Annotated in this window: 13 protein-coding genes; 7 read left to right on the forward strand and 6 right to left on the reverse strand. The window is 33.8% G+C overall.

Annotated elements, in window-relative coordinates; translation table 11 throughout:
* Window positions 1-40: 40 nt before the first annotated feature.
* Complete coding sequence (locus tag C6368_RS09995; RefSeq protein WP_107039109.1) at window positions 41-868, reverse strand: penicillin-binding transpeptidase domain-containing protein; 828 nt, start codon at window positions 866-868, stop codon at window positions 41-43.
* A 55-nt stretch (window positions 869-923) separates the two neighbouring features.
* A complete protein-coding gene (locus C6368_RS10000) occupies window positions 924-1310 on the reverse strand; it encodes a hypothetical protein (protein ID WP_159038541.1) in 387 nt (128 codons plus the stop codon).
* A 510-nt stretch (window positions 1311-1820) separates the two neighbouring features.
* On the opposite strand from C6368_RS10000, the gene C6368_RS10005 reads away from it, so the two are divergent.
* The 5 genes from C6368_RS10005 (at window position 1821) to C6368_RS10025 (ending at window position 7924) form a co-directional block, all read left to right on the forward strand.
* Window positions 1821-3098, forward strand: a complete 1278-nt coding sequence (locus tag C6368_RS10005; protein ID WP_107039063.1) for a gliding motility-associated C-terminal domain-containing protein — start codon at window positions 1821-1823, stop codon at window positions 3096-3098.
* Entirely contained in the window at window positions 3095-4021 is a 927-nt protein-coding gene (locus C6368_RS10010; RefSeq protein ID WP_107039064.1) for a PorP/SprF family type IX secretion system membrane protein, read from the forward strand. Before C6368_RS10005 ends, C6368_RS10010 begins: the two co-directional genes overlap by 4 nt.
* A gap of 400 nt (window positions 4022-4421) precedes the next feature.
* Window positions 4422-5105, forward strand: coding sequence for a succinate dehydrogenase cytochrome b subunit (locus C6368_RS10015; protein ID WP_107039065.1), 684 nt, complete (start codon window positions 4422-4424; stop codon window positions 5103-5105).
* Window positions 5106-5111: 6 nt separating this feature from the next.
* Window positions 5112-7115, forward strand: coding sequence for a fumarate reductase/succinate dehydrogenase flavoprotein subunit (locus C6368_RS10020; RefSeq protein WP_107039066.1), 2004 nt, complete (start codon window positions 5112-5114; stop codon window positions 7113-7115).
* Window positions 7116-7171: 56 nt separating this feature from the next.
* Window positions 7172-7924 carry a succinate dehydrogenase/fumarate reductase iron-sulfur subunit gene (locus C6368_RS10025; protein WP_107039067.1) on the forward strand — a complete coding sequence of 251 codons (753 nt, stop codon included), beginning with the start codon at window positions 7172-7174 and terminating at the stop codon, window positions 7922-7924.
* Between the two features lie 221 nt (window positions 7925-8145).
* On the opposite strand, the gene C6368_RS10030 is transcribed toward C6368_RS10025, so the two are convergent.
* The 3 genes from C6368_RS10030 to C6368_RS10040 form a co-directional block, all read right to left on the reverse strand.
* Complete coding sequence (locus tag C6368_RS10030; protein ID WP_159038542.1) at window positions 8146-11580, reverse strand: ATP-binding protein; 3435 nt, start codon at window positions 11578-11580, stop codon at window positions 8146-8148.
* A gap of 256 nt (window positions 11581-11836) precedes the next feature.
* Window positions 11837-12454 carry a uridine kinase family protein gene (locus tag C6368_RS10035; protein WP_107039069.1) on the reverse strand — a complete coding sequence of 206 codons (618 nt, stop codon included), beginning with the start codon at window positions 12452-12454 and terminating at the stop codon, window positions 11837-11839.
* A 2-nt stretch (window positions 12455-12456) separates the two neighbouring features.
* Complete coding sequence (locus C6368_RS10040) at window positions 12457-13683, reverse strand: hypothetical protein (protein ID WP_107039070.1); 1227 nt, start codon at window positions 13681-13683, stop codon at window positions 12457-12459.
* A gap of 328 nt (window positions 13684-14011) precedes the next feature.
* Between C6368_RS10040 and C6368_RS10045 the strand changes: the two genes are divergently transcribed.
* Both C6368_RS10045 and hemW read left to right on the forward strand, forming a co-directional pair.
* Window positions 14012-16300 carry a T9SS type A sorting domain-containing protein gene (locus tag C6368_RS10045; protein WP_107039071.1) on the forward strand — a complete coding sequence of 763 codons (2289 nt, stop codon included), beginning with the start codon at window positions 14012-14014 and terminating at the stop codon, window positions 16298-16300.
* 247 nt (window positions 16301-16547) lie between these two features.
* The gene (gene hemW / locus C6368_RS10050; protein WP_107039072.1) at window positions 16548-17669 is read left to right on the forward strand and encodes a radical SAM family heme chaperone HemW; all 1122 of its coding nucleotides are present in this window, start codon (window positions 16548-16550) and stop codon (window positions 17667-17669) included.
* An 11-nt stretch (window positions 17670-17680) separates the two neighbouring features.
* Here the strand turns inward: hemW and C6368_RS10055 are convergent, their stop codons facing one another.
* Window positions 17681-17992: a GIY-YIG nuclease family protein gene (locus C6368_RS10055; RefSeq protein WP_107039073.1), complete on the reverse strand. Its 312-nt coding sequence runs from the start codon at window positions 17990-17992 to the stop codon at window positions 17681-17683.
* Window positions 17993-18239: the final 247 nt, after the last annotated feature.

Genomic DNA, 18239 nt, shown 5'->3' on the forward strand with positions numbered 1-18239 from the left:
AATTGCGATCTTCAGCTAGTTGGGTATTGGTGGAATATGGTTATTTAAATGCTCCTATTTCTATCAATGCTTCTTTGGTGACAGTTTTTCGGAGCTCAATTAACTTGTCCAAATTGGTTTCTTCACCAGGTTCAATGTTTGTTGCGAAATAATAAAATCCATGATCATTTTCAACAAAACCTACATACCATAAGTTATTTTTATCGTTCACTACGGACCAACCAGTTTTGCCACGTAAAGTGTATTCTTTATTATCTTCGATAATCATTAATCTGCGCATAATTGTATGCGTTCTTTTTGAAATTGGAAGCCTTTGTTCATTAAATATCTTTAAGAAAGATATTTGTTGAAATTGACTAATTCTTGACTTTCCTTGCAGCCAAAACATATCCAAATTTGTGCTGTCAAAAATCATCTTCCCGTAGTTCATTTTGTTTAAATAGGTTTTCATACGTTGAACTCCAATGGTTCTAGCAATTTCCTGATAACATGGTACACAAGAATAATGAAACGCTTCTTTGAATGATAAATCTTGCTCCCATCTTTTTTGAAAACGAGACTTGCCGTCCCACTTGATTATTGTGCTGTCATTTCCAACAATACCAAGTTCAATTGCAATTATTGAGTTAGGAATTTTGAATGTGGAAGCAGGTAGATAACCCTTTTTGGACAATTCGAAGTCATTCGAGTAATATTTATTTTCATTCCATATGAGGATAGATCCTTTAATACCCGCTTCATCTAATATAGTCTGAAATTCTTCTTTGATTATTTCTGGGTTTTCATTCTGATCAGTATCAATATTTGACTTTGATTCTTGATTGCAGGCTCCAAGAATGCATAAGAATAGAATAAATATGTACTTCATAATGTGGTTTATAACTGTAAGCGAATTTCTTTGCATTGAAAATCGTCAAAATATTTTATAGTTTTCGTTTAACTAGTAATGTTAGATGCCCAAAATTATTCCAATAAAATCCTTTAGCATCATTGGCAAAGCAAAAGAGTGTTCCATTCTCATTAAAAGAAATGTTATTATTTTTTCCAATGAGAAAATACTTGTCTTCATTTTTATCCAAAGATCCCATCAATGCAAACCACAAATATGGTTTTGCTCTTTTTTTAGGGTCAAATAACTGCATGTATTTATTAGTATAACCGTCAGCGTCTGTTTTTCTGATAAAATCCGTCCACTTGCCTGTTGCTATAAATTCATATTCTTCGCCTTCTGAAATTTCAATTTGCGTGGAATTCCACTTACACTTTGCTCGTATTTGAACTTCTATGGTTTCGTTTACTTGTAGTTTCATCTCTTTATGAATTGAAGGATTCTTACCAGTGCTGTAAAAATTGGCGTTACTCAAAACCAACCTGTACCTTTCAATCCAAATTTAGCGATTATATTGGACTTTAAGTGCTCTCAATTGAACAACTGCGAATTATAGCTTTCTCTTTGTGGCATTATTCCTACTGCGCTCTAAATATGACTAAATATTAAGGACGTTTTTATCATTTTCTAAAAGGTGTATTGCGAAGCTATGTCTTGAAATATGTAGTCCACCATTATTCTTTATTACTTCTATTTTAGCTCCATTGCTAATGATATACAAAAGGCTTGATGAATTAAAATGATTTCCATTTTTAAGATATTTCTTCGGTTTCTATTTTCGAAATGGACTATCTATTATAAAACTTCTAATTCATTCTTTAAAAACAACACTATTCTAACCATTTACAAAAAAAACTATTTATCCACCTACACCATAAATTTATTTTATCTTCGTTCTTATAATTAAAAGTAAGTTAAGTAGCTTTGCATCATGATGAAACACACCTTTTTCTTTCTTCTGTTTTTTCAGTCCTTCTTTATTTTCGGACAAGAGGCGTATAATAATTGCGCTGATGCTTTTGAATTGTGTCCTAACTCTTCTTTTACCTTGAATAATATTGATGCAAATTCAACTGTTTGTGCCAATTGTGAAGATGACTTTAATTTTTGTTTTGCGGGAGAAAACACCATTTGGATGACATTTACTACCAATGATTCAGGTGGTGATGTTGATGTGAATTTTTCGAATATCGTATTTCAAAATAATCCTGGACAAGGAAATGGACTGCAAGCAGCTTTAATTTCCGCTCCACTTCCATGTATTTCTTCTTCCTACAATTTGATTTCAAATTGTGAAGCCAATGGAACAACAAATTTCGCTTTGAATTCACTTTCTCTTCCTCCAAATTCAACTTTTTATGTCGTTGTGAATGGAACAATGGGCGCTTCTTTGAACGCGGAAGCAACTTTTGATATCAGTATTTCAGGGACAGGTGTGGTGAGAACTCCGCAAATTATGATTGAAGCAGATACCAATGTTATTTGCGTGGGAGAAAACGTTGTTTTTAATGCTACGATTACCGATTGCGATGAGCAGTTGGTGTTTAATTGGTATGCCAATGGTGTTTTAATAGGCACAACTGTAGATCCAAATTTTGAATCTCAACAAATTTCAAATGGTGATGTAATTACTGCTGAGATGGTTTGTTTCACTCAATGTCAAGATACTATTGCTAGTAATTCAATCACTTTTACAGTTTTTGATTTCCCAGTTGATGCAGGACCAGATCTATACATTAAACAAGGAGAAACTATTCAACTTCAAGGATATACAAGTGAGTTAATCTTCAATTGGAGTCCTAATTACAATATGAGTAAAACCACTGTTCTTGACCCATTCGTGAATCCTGAAGTTACAACTATTTATTATTTGAAGGCAAGTAGCAGTAAATGTTCCAAAATTGATGAAATGACCGTTTTTGTTGAAGAAGGACTTGAAATTCCCAATACATTTTCGCCTAACGCTGATGGTATAAATGACTTCTGGGAGATTTTAGGTATAGAATTTTTTCCAAATTGTAATATTCAGGTTTATAGTCGATGGGGCCAATTGGTTTTTCAAACTACCGGCTATTCACCTAATAAATTTTGGGATGGAAATACACAGGGAGGAAGAAATTTGGCTGCAGGAAGTTATTATTATGTCATAGACTTGAGAGACGATAACTTCGATGAACCATTCAAAGGAACAGTTACAATTGTAAGATGAGAAAATTCGCATTACTTCTAATCTTAATTCTTTCCTTCACAGGATGGAGTCAGCAAACCACTCAATATTCGCAATGGTCTTTTAACCAGTTTGCAATAAACCCAGCCTTGGCAGGAGTAAAAAACTGTTTAGAAGTAAGAACAGCCGTTCGTGCACAATGGGCAGGTTTTGATGGCGCTCCAACAAGTGGCTTGTTCACAATTAATGCTCCTTTAAAGAAAAAGAAGAAATATTATTATGACTCATTTCATGGTTTAGGAGCCAAAATAGAACGTGATGTTTTCGGTCCTTTTAATAACTTCGCACTAACTATAGCTTATGCCTTGCACTTTCCCCTTGGGGATCATCATCGAATAAGTTTTGGACTGTCTGGAGGGCTTCAACAATTTGCATTCGATCAAACTCAAGTTACCACAATCGACCCTGATCCAGCTGTAGCCCAATCATCGAATCAGATGCTGTTTCCATTAATCGGCGCTGGAGTTTGGTACAATTCGAAAAACTACTATATTGGTGGAGCTATTGATCAATTTTTAGGAAGTAAATGGGAAGATATAGGATATGCTTCAAGATTCAGATTACATACTAAAATTCAAGCAGGAACAAAATTTACATTTTCCAATAAAACATCTTTATTACCTGGCGTTTTAGTTCGTTTCCCTCCTGCTGGACCAGTCAGTTTTGATCTTAATTTGATGTTAGATTTTCAAGATAATTTCATGGTTGGAATTGGATACAGAAATACAGACGCACTAATAGGGTTTTTAAAACTCAACATTAAGAAATTTACAATTGGTTATAGTTTCGATTATATAACTTCTGCAATTCGAGGAGGAAATTTCCATACACACGAAATTTCATTGCAATTTAGTGGCTGTAAAAAAGAAAAACGAGCGTTCAATGCTTGTCCTTTGTTTGAGTAGTTTTTTAATAATATCCTATCATTAGAGAATTAAGCTAATTTTGAAATCATCTGTCCATTGAGGATAAAAAAGAGATTCCTCCATCACTAAAAATCATAGCGCCTCTCCTAAATCCGTCTTCCTGACAGAGCATTGCAACGAAGAATCTCTTTTTTTACTCTTAAATCAATTTTTAGATTGCAACTCTAGACCAAATGACTATCAGATTTTTTCTGATGTAACCAATTTTTTCTAATAAAAATCATGGCTAAATTTTCGCTCAAATCTACACAAAATTACCCCCGTTAAACCTTTATCATCAAAAACCCTTATCTATATCAATTATAAATAAGTGAAAAATGAGCTATAAATCAAAGTAACCTTTATTTTTGCTATCTATAATAGAAATATAAAAATAATTATGAGCAAATCTGGTTTATTTAAATCATCAATAGGAAGGAAATTTGCAATGGCGTTATCGGCATTGTTCCTTATGATTTTCCTTTTACAACACCTTGTTATCAACATAACAGCCGTTATTAGTCCAGACACTTTTAACGAATTATCACACTTTATGGGGACAAATCCACTGGTGCAATTCTTTGCGCAGCCAATTTTGATTTTCGCAGTAGTTTTTCACTTCGTGATGGGATTCATTCTTGAAATTCGAAATAGAACAGCTAGACCGGTTTCTTACAACAAGTTCAATGGTTCTGCAAATTCTACTTGGATGTCGAGAAATATGATCATTTCAGGTTTGGTGATTTTAGCTTTTTTAGTGCTTCACTTTATTGACTTTTGGTTTCCAGAAATCAACACAAAATATATCGTGGGTGATACATCAGGACTTCACCATGGAGAATACAGATATTATCCAGAGTTATTGGCAAAGTTTGCAAATCCAGCTAGAGTTATCGCATATATCGTTGCTTTCGTTCTTTTGGCTTTGCACTTAATGCACGGTTTTGGTTCTGCATTCCAATCAATGGGACAGAACAACAAATACATTGATGGATTAAAAAAATTCGGAGTTATTTATTCAATTGCAGTTCCTTTAGGATTTATCCTTATTGCAGTTGTACTTTATGTAACGACATTAAACTAGTAGGTTATGACAAATATAGATGCAAAAATACCAAGTGGTGCGTTAAAAGATAAATGGACTAACCACAAAAACAATATTAATTTAGTTAACCCAGCAAACAAGCGTTTAATTGACGTAATTGTTGTAGGAACTGGACTAGCTGGAGGATCTGCTGCAGCAACATTAGCTGAGTTAGGATACAATGTAAAAGCATTCGCATTTCAAGATTCACCAAGACGTGCGCACTCGATTGCGGCTCAAGGGGGAATCAATGCAGCAAAAAATTATCAAGGAGATGGAGATTCAATCTATCGCTTGTTTTATGATACAGTAAAAGGTGGTGATTACCGTTCTAGAGAGGCTAACGTTTATCGTTTGGCTGAAGTTTCGGCAAATATTATTGACCAATGTGTGGCTCAAGGAGTTCCTTTTGCACGTGATTATGGTGGATTATTAGATAACCGTTCTTTTGGAGGGGTTTTGGTATCACGTACTTTCTACGCGAAAGGTCAAACAGGACAACAATTATTGTTAGGAGCTTATTCTGCAATGAATCGTCAAATTGGTCGTGGAAAAATTAAAATGTACAACCGTCACGAAATGATGGATGTTGTTTTAGTTGACGGAAAAGCGAGAGGAATTATTGCCCGTGATTTAGTTACAGGTAAAGTTGAACGTCACAGTGCTCATGCTGTTGTAGTTGGTTCTGGTGGATATGGTAACGTATTCTTCTTATCAACTAATGCAATGGGAAGTAACGTTTCTGCAGCTTGGAAGATCCACAAAAAAGGAGCATATTTTGCAAATCCATGTTTCACTCAAATTCACCCAACATGTATTCCAGTTGCAGGTGAACTACAAGCGAAACTAACGTTGATGTCGGAATCTTTAAGAAACGATGGACGTATTTGGGTTCCTAAAAACATGGAAGATGTTAAGGCAATTAGAGCTGGTCAATTAAAACCAACTCAACTTTCAGAAGATAAAAGAGATTATTATTTAGAGCGTCGCTACCCAGCATTTGGTAACTTAGTTCCTCGTGATGTTGCATCTCGTGCGGCTAAAGAGCGTTGTGATGCTGGATATGGTGTTAATCAAACTGGACAAGCAGTATATTTAGATTTCGCTTCTGCGATTGAGCGTTACGGAAAAGAAACAGCGCACGTACAAGGTTTAAATGAAAATGATCAAGCACTTGTCACTAAATTAGGAAAAGAAGTTATCGCAAATAAATACGGGAACCTTTTCCAAATGTATGAGAAAATCGTTGATGAGAATCCATATGAATCTCCAATGATGATTTATCCTGCAGTTCACTACACAATGGGTGGAATTTGGGTTGACTACAACTTAATGACAACTGTTCCTGGATTATATGCAATTGGAGAAGCTAACTTCTCAGATCACGGAGCTAACCGTTTAGGAGCTTCTGCATTGATGCAAGGATTGGCAGATGGATATTTCGTATTGCCTTACACAATTGGTGATTACTTATCTAATGATATTCGAACAGGAACAATTCCAACTGATCATCCAGCATTTGCTGATGCTGAGAAAGAAGTAATCGAACGTTTAGATCACTTAATCAATAATAAAGGAACTAAATCAGTGGATAATTTCCACAGAAGATTAGGTCATATTATGTGGGAGAAATGTGGAATGGCCCGTAATAGACAAGGTTTAACAGAGGCTATTTCAGAAATCCAAGCATTGCGCGACGAATTCTGGAAAGATGTAAAAGTTCCTGGAGGAAGAAATGAATTCAACGAAGAATTAGCTAAAGCTGGAAGAGTTGCAGATTATCTAGAGTTAGGTGAATTGTTCGCCAAAGATGCTTTACTTAGAGAAGAATCTTGTGGAGGTCACTTCAGAGAAGAATCACAATCGGATGAAGGTGAAGCTAAGCGTGATGATGAGAACTTCAAATATGTTGCTATGTGGGAATACACAGGTAAACCTGCTGATGCCATCCTTCACAAAGAAGATCTAGTTTACGAGAACATTGAACTTAAAACTAGAAGCTACAAATAAATGTAATTTGAAAGTGTGTGATGAACGCCTTTCATAAATCATAAAAAATTAGAGATATGAATTTGACATTAAAAATATGGAGACAGCAAAACTCCAACGATAAGGGGAAAATGGTTGATTATCAAATCAGCGATGTCTCTGGAGATATGTCTTTCCTTGAAATGCTGGACGTTTTAAACGAAGACTTAATCTCAAAAGATGAAACACCTGTAGCTTTTGATCATGATTGTCGTGAAGGAATCTGCGGAATGTGTTCTTTGCATATTAACGGAGAGCCTCATGGGCCAGATAGAGGAATTACAACTTGTCAATTGCACATGCGTAGCTTCAAAGATGGTGACACAATTTACATTGAGCCTTTTAGAGCTAAGGCATTCCCAATTATTAAAGATTTAGTTGTTGACAGAAGCGCATTTGACCGTATCCAACAGTCTGGTGCATATGTTTCTGTAAATACTTCAGGAAACACACAAGATGCCAACTCAATTCCTGTTCCTAAGGAAGATGCAGATATGGCATTTGATGCAGCAACTTGTATTGGTTGTGGAGCATGTGTTGCAGCGTGTAAAAATAGTTCGGCTATGTTGTTCGTTTCTGCGAAAGTTTCACAGTTTGCACTGTTACCACAAGGTAAAGTTGAAGCGAAGAAACGTGTTCAAGATATGGTTCACCAAATGGATGAAGAAGGTTTCGGAAACTGTTCAAACACTGGAGCATGTGAAGCAGAATGTCCAAAAGGAATTTCTTTGGAGAACATTGCAAGAATGAATAGAGAATTAATTTCTGCTAAAGCCGCGGTTAAGCATTAAGGGTTTGGATTACAGTAAGGGTGATTTGCAAATCACCCTTACTGTAATATGCATATAATATTTTGGAAAGTGGAGGTCGTAAGGCTTCCACTTTTTTTTGTGGTTAAATATTGGTTCTGCCCAGACCACGAGATTGAACCCAGACCACGAGGTAAGATCTCACGGTAGTCGTGGTTCTACACTGTTGTCGCTAGATTTCATCCCATGATAACAGTTAATTCTTAATCAACCTTCGGCAATCGAATATAAAAAGTCGTTCCGCTCCCTATATCCGATTCAAACCAAATCTCCCCATTGTGGTTGTTAATGATTTGTTTCACCATGGCCAATCCTAAGCCCGACCCGGTTGTCTTTGTCGTGAAATTAGGTGAGAACATTTTTTTCTGAATTTCAATTGGAATTCCTGCTCCTTGATCATGAACTGAGACAATATAATGATCTTCATCTGTGGTGAATGCAATCGTAATTCGCGTTAAACTTTTCTCTGGAGTTGCTTGAATTGCATTTTTTATAAGGTTATTAAATACCCGAATAATTAAATCTTTATCCGCGAAAATTATCCAGTCTTTATCTCTGTCTACTATAACTTCTATGAGCACTTTGTTTGATGAATAAAGGTCCACGATGTTATGGAGAATTGGAATCAAATTTAGTTCTTCTTCATTGGCTTTTGGCATTTTGGCAAAGTTTGAAAACTCATTAGCAATCTTTGTCAATGCATCTATTTGCTCAATTAATGAGTTAGCAATGCGCTGCATTTTATCTTTTGCATTAGGGTCATTCACATCAAATGAACGTTGGAAATGCTGCACGCTCAACTTCATTGGAGTCAATGGATTTTTAATCTCATGTGCCACTTGTTTGGCCATTTCTCTCCAAGCAGTTTCTCTTTCACTTTTCGCCAATTGCATCGCTTTCAATTCAAGCTCAATCAGCTTATTGTTATAGTCTTTTACCAATGCTCCAATTTCATCATTACCAGTATAAGCAATAGGCTTATTTTCTTTGCCCAGCTCCACCTTTCTAAAACTTTGCTGAATCAGTCTTAATGGAGCTGTAATCCAACCCGAAACGAAAATTGCAACTACAACAGTAATTACGAGTAGTAAAACAGCAATGTTAATTACCGCAACAATAAAATCATTCATTTGATTCTCAAAAGCATTTTGCTTTGAAAAATGTTGCAGATTGATGTAGCCCAATAACTTTCTCTCATGATTTTTATACGGTAAATAAGCAGACAAAAAGGAAAGTTCTCCTATTTCTTCCAAATGAATAAACTCACTTCTTTCATTATATTTCATTGCGTAAAACGCCTTATTATTCATTTGATTAGTACTTAATCCTTTATCATAAATTTTAGGTTGAGAAGTTGCAAATAACTTACCATCTAATCCATAAAAGTTAATATCCGTTACAAAAACATTTGAAAACTTCTTCAGAATATAATTTACATAATCTCCATTAATTGAAGGTTCTAGAATTTTCTTTTCACCTATTTTTTGATCAATTTCAATATGCACTGAATAGATTTTTTCTTTAAGGTTATCTGTGGTGTAAACACTATATTGTCGTGTTACATTTTGGATGGCCACATATGCAAAAACCACAAATGACCCTACCACCATTCCAATTAAAACAACTTGAACCTTGAGAGAAAGCTGCCAATATTTTAATGGAAAAATAGAAGACCAATTGAATATTAATAAAACAATTGAAGCATAAATACCAAAGAAAAGCACCAAATAAGAGAATGTACTTAATTGCTCAATAAAACGCTTTTCTGGTTTTGAAATTACTGCAGATTGACCGTCTTCTTGTTGGTAAATGAGATGATTCATTCCTTCAATGGTTGTAAAACCAGATTGAGTTCCAAATTGTTTTTGGAAAAAACTCATTTTAGTAGGATAGTTGTAATCTCCAAAACGCATAACTAATCTTCCATTGGAGTATCGCGCTATGGAATAATCTTCTAGATCTTGAAGAGCATATGATTTCTCATTCATCAACAACCTAGGAAAACCAATTTGCTCTGGAATTTTCTTAGACTTAAAAATTATATAAAAATCAAGTTTTGAGTTGTCTGAAAGTGTAATCTCTCTTCGCCCGATATAACTAATTTGGTCATAATAATCATTCACAAAATATAATTCTTTCGCAATTGATGATTTATTAGAATGCACATCAATTAAATGATCAATTTCTTCTTTGGTTTTTGATTGATTGGAAATGTAATCCATTAATGGTGTTCCATCTGGACGAAAAAAGAAAAAACTCATTTCATATCTTTCCCAAAATTCTCCGAAACAACAATTTTCTATTTCATTTGAAAGATTTGGAGTAGAAAAAAGATCTGTTTCACTAACTAACTTATTAAAATTCGGATTTTCGATCAACTTATTCAATGTCGATTCATATTCAATTTCCATGTTAGGATCTTGATCAGTAATCAACTGATTAGCATACAACTCCCTCTTTTGATGCTCGTTAGATTCATTGTTTTCAAAAAGAATAACAGCCCCATAAAACCCAATAACTATCACAATAGCAATGTGATATTTCAACGCGTTTAATCGGTGATTTTTGGTGGCTAAATAAAAGAACAACGCATTCAATAAAACGGGCCAAAGTGCGTTAAAAATATTTTTTTGAACATAAACTATTTCAATAAAAACAAAGATAATTCCACTGATAAACCAAAAAATAGCCAGGCGATTAAGCGGAATATTCGACCGAATTAATTTGATACTGATTTGCCTAACTAAAAGATAATATGCTAAGAACAAAGACGAAATAATGATCAAAGCAATTACTGAATAAAGTGATAAAGAAAAAACCTCATCAATCACCAGTGATATGGAACTATTGATAATTAATGATTCAAATATGTAACTAATTAATGCTGAGAAAACCAATAAAGACAAATAAGAAACTACCAACACCAGCGTACCTCTGCGGGTATCCTCCTTTAAAATCCCTAGAAAATATAAGACCCACCAAATAACAATTGCAGTAATAATTAGTGTGAGGATTAAACTACCTAAATTGGGAATCAAACTATTATTGGCATATAAAATGGGATCATAAAGTTCAAATTCTCTAAATAAATTTATCCAACCGAACTCAATAGAAAGATAGCGCAAAAAGATTAAAAACAATGGATAAACTACAATGAGCCATTTGTGCATACGTGCAAAAGGAATGATGCTTTTCGTAAGTGCAATAAAGAAACTCAAGAACCCAAAAGCATAAAGACTAAAAATTATCAGTTGTTTATATGTGCCAATAGATTTTTCTTCATGAACAGTGACATAAAACAAGGGTTTATCCTTTGAGGATAAAATAGGAACATTATCCTCATTTTTTTCCCATTGTATGCTTATATCATTTGCGGTTTTAAATGTTGAAGTTAAGTTGTTTTTTAAGGCATTATTTTCATAAAAGAACTCATTTTTGATTTTACTGCTTATAAAAACCTGTAAATCATGCACTCTAAATTGGTCAACCAAATAGAAGCCATTTGAGAATTTAGCAACGTAATGATTATTTATATCAGATAATTCATTTTCAATTTTAATCTCATTCGAATTCCAGTACACTAAGGAATCATTGCGAAGAATATGAATTGAAATTTCACTTTTTTGAAGATCTTCCATAGACCATAAATGATCTATCGTGTTACTATTAATAACTTTAGATAGTGTGTTCCTGAAAGAAATTTGAGTTTTCTCTAACTCCGAAAAATTATTTTGAAATCGCTCCTGTTCGCTCTCAATATCGGTATTGTAAAAAACAGAATAAGCAACCCATGATAAGATTATACTTATAAGGGCCAGCAACAACCATTTAGTTTTGTGTGAAATAGATACCATTACAAACAAAACTAACTATTTTCAAAGAATATAGAGTAGATTACTTCCCTTTTGGAAGAATAGGTTCTAAAACTCCTGTCAAACGTAGAAAGTCATTTTCTGAACGGCTATCGTTGTGATATATAAAGTCAGCCTTGGTTTCATGTGGAGCAAGGAAGGAATTATAACAAGGAATTACGTGATTATCCCATTGATACATTATTTCAGAACGGGAATAGCCCCTAGATTCTTGATCTCGGTAAATTCTTCTGTCCAATTGAATCGCCGGGTCTACATCTACAAAAATACTGAAGTCTAATAATTCACGAACCTCTTCATATTCAAAAACAAAAAGACCTTCAACAATTAATAATGGAGAAGGTTCAAGTGTAATCAAAACATTTCTATTGTTACCCGCATTGAATTGATATTCAAAAACTTCAATACTTTTACCACCAACTAATCTTGTTAAATCTTTAACTAAACGTTCTTTATCTAAAGCAGTGGGCAAATCGAAATTCACTTTTCCATTTGTGTCTAAAGATTGTTCTTCGATAGGTTTATAGTAATTGTCCATGGAGAAAACCGTAGGACTATATTCCTCATAATATTCTGCCAAACGGTTTAATAAAGTTGTTTTTCCTGAGCCACTTCCTCCACAAATTCCTATAACCTTCATGCTTATTTCTTAAATATAATTTTCTCCTGTTTCTCCATATTTTTACTGTCTGTGAAATACGGAGTTCCTTTAATAAGATGCACAAAATTAGCAGTATTATCTTTTATTTTGAAAGAACTTGGGTTTAATTGAACTTTTTCTAAATCCTTTTTCGAAATGGATAAGGTAGAAACCCCATCTTTTTGAATTTTATAAGCGCTGAAACTTCCATCAATTTCACTTGACACGTACAATTCACCATCCAACTCGAAATAAGAAATTGAAGCATTTGGATTACGTGCTTCAACTGGTCTTCCACTACATTCGTTTAGTTGCTCAACTTTTCTAGCCGAATTTAAACCATATATTTTTAGACAATTGCTTTGGGCATCATTCATTACATAGTAATATTGTTTGTTATAATAAATAGCTTTACCTCTTGCATTAAATTTTGATTTATCTTCAACATAATTACTCCCATCAAGGTTTAAAGATTTAACCTGTGAAACGATTCCGTTAGCAGAGCCAATTTTCATAAATTGATCCGCTATAGGTTCAGCTTTTGGACTGAAAGCAATAAAATTCACATCCGTTTTACTTTCTTCATTTGAAGCATAAGCAAAATTAATCGTTGACTCATCTGCTCCTGCAAATAAAATTGGACCAGTAATTCCTTTCTTTTGTAATTTCATGTCTGTCGAAGGTCCTTTTGTATGATAAAGTCGATTGTTATGGTGCGTAATAGAAACGAAAATATTTTCAATGATTCCTTCTCCTTTCACCGGCAATTGCAAATAGAAAACGATAGATTTTGGTGTGTTTACAACTTCAGTTATTTCTATATCATCAGTGACGTTATATCCATACTCTCGAATTACTTTCAAAAGATCTATTTTAGTTGAAACAACTCCCCCACTTTGATTCAATTGGGCATAATAAATAAAATTATTCTCGTGTTCGAAATTGTCAACAAAGTAGAAATATTCTGACTTCCCAGAAACAATTAATTTAGAACTTTCCGTTTTAGGATATATACTTTTTGACCATTGCGTTTCGCCCTCATTATTAAAGAAATTAATGAAAATCTCTTTTTTTGAACCCGTTGGGTCTTCAGCCAATAGAATCGAACCTTGACCTGGCCATTCTACAATTTTGTTAAACGGATACTCTCCTTTTGCAACTTCAAATTGTGAGAAGGAAAAAGAAATGGAAGTAAGAATAGTCAATAATATAAGAGGTAACTTCAGCATAATTAAAACGATTTTAGTCAACAATATTTCTAAGATAATTAATCCAATATTTGTTTAATTTTCATGTATTTCGAGTTCTAAAATTACTGAAATATTAGAACAGAATGAATAAAGAGATGCTAAAGTGTGTTATTTCTTAATGATCGAAATATTGAAAGGCAACCATTTACAATCTGAAATCATTATCCTATTGCATGATATTTGCAAAGTAGTTTATTGCAGACCGATTAACATAAGCCGATTTTAGGTAAATAATCAATTATTAATATGTTGATTTATTCGTAATTTAGCGTCACATTTTTAGATTAGCACTGTATAATTTTTTACAATGAAAACGATTTTAATTTCCTTCATATTTCTTTTTTCACTCGTCGCTTTTGCACAACAAGGGGATGGAGGTGAACCTAATGGATATAATTATTTCATTAAAACGGATACAGAAATTCCAACTTTTTACTTTGACAAGCCAGATGTAGAGAAATTGAGAGCAGAAGATAAGATCAATGATTCTCTCAAAAATGGTCCTTGGAGATTTGGAATTAATAATTCAACTTCAATTAATTTATTGACTTCAGCGATATGGCGGGCAAATTCAAAGGGAGATAAAATTGGAATTTTAAAAATCACCTCTGATCAAGCTCAAACTATAAATCTAACTTTTTCTAACACCACTATTCCTGAAGGAAATGAATTATACATTTACAATCCTGACAAAAGTTTTATTCTTGGCAAATTCATTCAAAATCATATTTACAAAGGACAACTAGGGACCGAATTAGTTCCAGGAAACACGGTTTACGTTGAATATTTTGTTCCCGCACGAAACAGTGAAACTATTGGAAACGTTGAAATTTCAAAGGTTACACACGGATACAGAACAGCAAGAGAATATCAGACTAAAGCTTTTGGTACTTCTGCAAGTTGCAATATGAATGTAAACTGTCCTGATGGTGCTCCTTATGCAAGTCAGCGAAATAGCACATTGATGATTGTTGTAGGAAGTAGCGGATTTTGTACCGGCGCATTAATCAACAACACTCAATTTGATGGAAAACCATACGTTCTAACAGCAAACCATTGTACTTTCGCTAGTGTGAATAGTGATATTCCAAATTGGATTTTCAGATTTAATTGGCAATCACCTGATTGTAATAATCCTGCTTCATCTCCAAGTTTTCAATCTTTATCTGGATCAATTGAAAGAGCAAGACGTGTTCCATCAGATTTTTTATTGGTTGAAATTACGGGTGGTTTAGAAAATGGGAAAGTTCCTGAATCATATTCCCCTTATTATGCTGGTTGGGACAGAGGAGATACACCTCCCCAATCGTCTTACAGTATTCATCATCCAACCGGTGATATCAAGAAAATTTCAATTGATGATGACCCAGCTATTGCAATTCAGGCAATGGGATCCACAGAAGCAAATAGCACATGGAGAGTGATTTGGGATAGAAATACAACTACTCAATGGGGTTCGTCAGGGTCGCCATTGTTCAATCAAGATGGTCAAATTATTGGTCAACTTTGGGGAGGAAATGCAAGTTGTAGCCCAACTTCTCTTGATCAGGATTACTACGGAAGAGTGCATAATTCTTGGGAGCCTTTGGGAAGTGAAAACTCAAGTCAATTAAAACATTGGCTAGACCCTACAAGTTCTGGTTCAGAAGATATTTTAGGGTATGATCCTTACAATACTCCTTTAGATTATAATATTTCCGTTCAGAACCTTTACGGAGTGGAAGGACAAACATGTGAAGAATCTAATACACCAAGAGTTAAGGTTGTGAATAATGGAGATGTAACTGTAACATCATTTGAGATAAAATATTCTTACAACAATGCTCCAGTTCAGACCTTGAATTGGTCCGGAAGTTTATCTCTTTATTCTTACACCACAATTGAATTACCTTTAATTCTTCAAATGGATGGTGAAAATACGATTGAAGTTAACATTGTTAATCCTAATGGTAACGCAGACCAAGACATGAGTGATAATCAAATGAACCTCAGCTATTTTGCTGCACCCAATGGAACACTGCTTGATTTTGAATTTTATTTAGGTTGTTATGCTGATGAAGTGTCTTGGGAATTGAAGGATGAAAACGGAGCAATCCTGTATTCTGGAGACGATTATATTTCCGCTAATGCAGCAAATTTAGTTACTGAAGAATTTTGTCTACCGAATGGTTGTTACCAACTTGTATTGAAAGATTCTTATGGTGACGGAGTAGAAGGAGCAATACATAATCAATGCAATTATACAGGAAGCATGACTTTAACGAATAAAGTGAGTGGAGAAATCGTTGCAACTCTTTCGGAAGCCGAGGCTAATTTTGGATTTGAAATAGCCTATGATTTCTGTACCCAAGGAAAAGTTGAAGAAAAAGAATTCAAAATATTCCCAAATCCTTCAGATGGAAACTTCAAAGTTGAAATGGATTTAGAAGGTCAAAAAACAGTTACTTTAGTAGCATTAACAGGTCAAATTATTGGAACCTATGAAGTCAAAACTAATTATTTGATTATTTCTAAACCTCATCTTTCTGCTGGAATGTATATTGTGAATGTTAGGAACTCAGAAAAGAGTGTTTCGAAGAAGATTAGTGTGAAGTAGGTATTTTACGCTTTAATAACTCACCGATAATCACGGATTTTAATTAGGATGGTCACAGTTTTTTTTATATGTCTGGATGGTTTTTCATTACCGAATAGATCTAAAAGTAACAACTGGAAGATATGGCGGAACTTACTTTCGCTGTTGTAAAATTAGACCATGAGATAAATCCGTACAGCTGTCGGATCTCGTGGTAACAGTTACATTATAATATCTATTTCCTTTAAAATAAATGTACCTTTGAAAAATGGCTGGACTCTATATTCATATTCCTTTTTGTAAGCAAAAATGCACATATTGTGACTTTCATTTTAGTACTACTTTTTCCGCTTATCGCGAGAAAATGATCCATTCAATTGTAAAAGAATTAGAAAGTCGTGTAGCTTATTTAGGCAAACAAAAAGTTTCAACGCTTTATTTTGGTGGTGGAACGCCTTCTTTATTAAGCAAAGAAGAATTGAAATTAATTGTAGATACAGTTTATCAAAACTACCGAATTGAATCGGAAATCGAATTTACTTTAGAAGCTAATCCAGACGATATCTCGATTGAACAACTGTTGATGTGGAAAAACGCAGGTGTGAATCGATTAAGTATTGGACTCCAATCATTTTTACAAGAAGACTTAGACTGGATGAATCGCGCACATACAGCCGAAGAATCTGAAAGTGCAGTAAGATTAGCAAAAGAACATGGTTTTTCTTTAACAGTAGATTTAATTTATGGTTTACCCAATAGAACGAAATTTGATTGGGAATACAATATTGAAAAACTAGTGAAATTAGGACCAGATCATATTTCGGCCTATTGTCTTACAGTTGAAAAACAAACAGCGCTTCATAAGTTAATCGAAAAAGGTGAATTACCTGAAGTGAGTGAAGATAACCAATCCGACCAGTTTGAATTGTTGATTAGTAAAATGAAATCATCAGGTTATCAGCAATATGAGATTTCTAATTTCGCTAAAGAAGAAGCCTATTCAAAACACAATTCCAATTATTGGAAAGGAATACATTATCTAGGTATTGGACCTTCAGCACATTCATTTGATGGAGAAAGCAGGAGGTGGAATGTTGCCAACAATCCAAAATACATCAAAGGAATTACTGAAAACACCATTTATTATGAGGAAGAGATCTTAACCCCAAAAGATAGGTTTAACGAATTACTTTTAACTGGATTGAGAACGAAATGGGGAGTAAATTTAGAATCACTGTCATTCAAACATTGTCCTTCAAAAGAATTCTATAAACAATTAGAGTCCTTCAAAGAATTTGATTTAATCATTGAAGAAGAAGGAAGGATAATTTTAACTGAAAAAGGTAAATTACAAGCAGATCATATCGCAGCGATGTTGTTTTTAGAGTAGAATATTTTCGTTTAACGATTAGACCAAATATGAATCGGCGGCTTTAACTCCTTCCAATCAGAATTCACATGATTAATTATTTCTTCTTTATTTACACGAGATAAACGCTTCAATTGTTTTTCTCTTTTTATTGCATCGATAACCAAGCTAAATGTTTCATAATAGACTAACTTATTAATATTATATTTCGAAGTGAAACCTTTATTTATTTTAGTTTTATGTTCAAAAATACGCCTCGCCAAATTATTTGTAACTCCAACATAAAGAGTTTTATTATTTCTATTAGTAATTATATATACATAATATGATTTGATGGTTTTCATACCAATTAAGTTATGAAATTTATTCTAAACAAGCCAAACAAAAACTTGCATTCTCAAAAAACAAATGACTCTACACAAGAGTAAAATGTATTTTTAGTATTTTGCGTAAGCTCATTTCTAAATAACCCAACTCTAAAACTAGCAAGATCCCTCATAAAAATTCTTTTACAACAAGTTGATAAAAGAATTTTCACAAGGGATGACAATTATCATGGAATGATCTTTTGAAAAAAGGGGATAAAAAACC

Source organism: Brumimicrobium mesophilum (assembly GCF_003025005.1).
In the GTDB taxonomy this organism is placed as follows: domain Bacteria; phylum Bacteroidota; class Bacteroidia; order Flavobacteriales_D; family Crocinitomicaceae; genus Brumimicrobium; species Brumimicrobium mesophilum.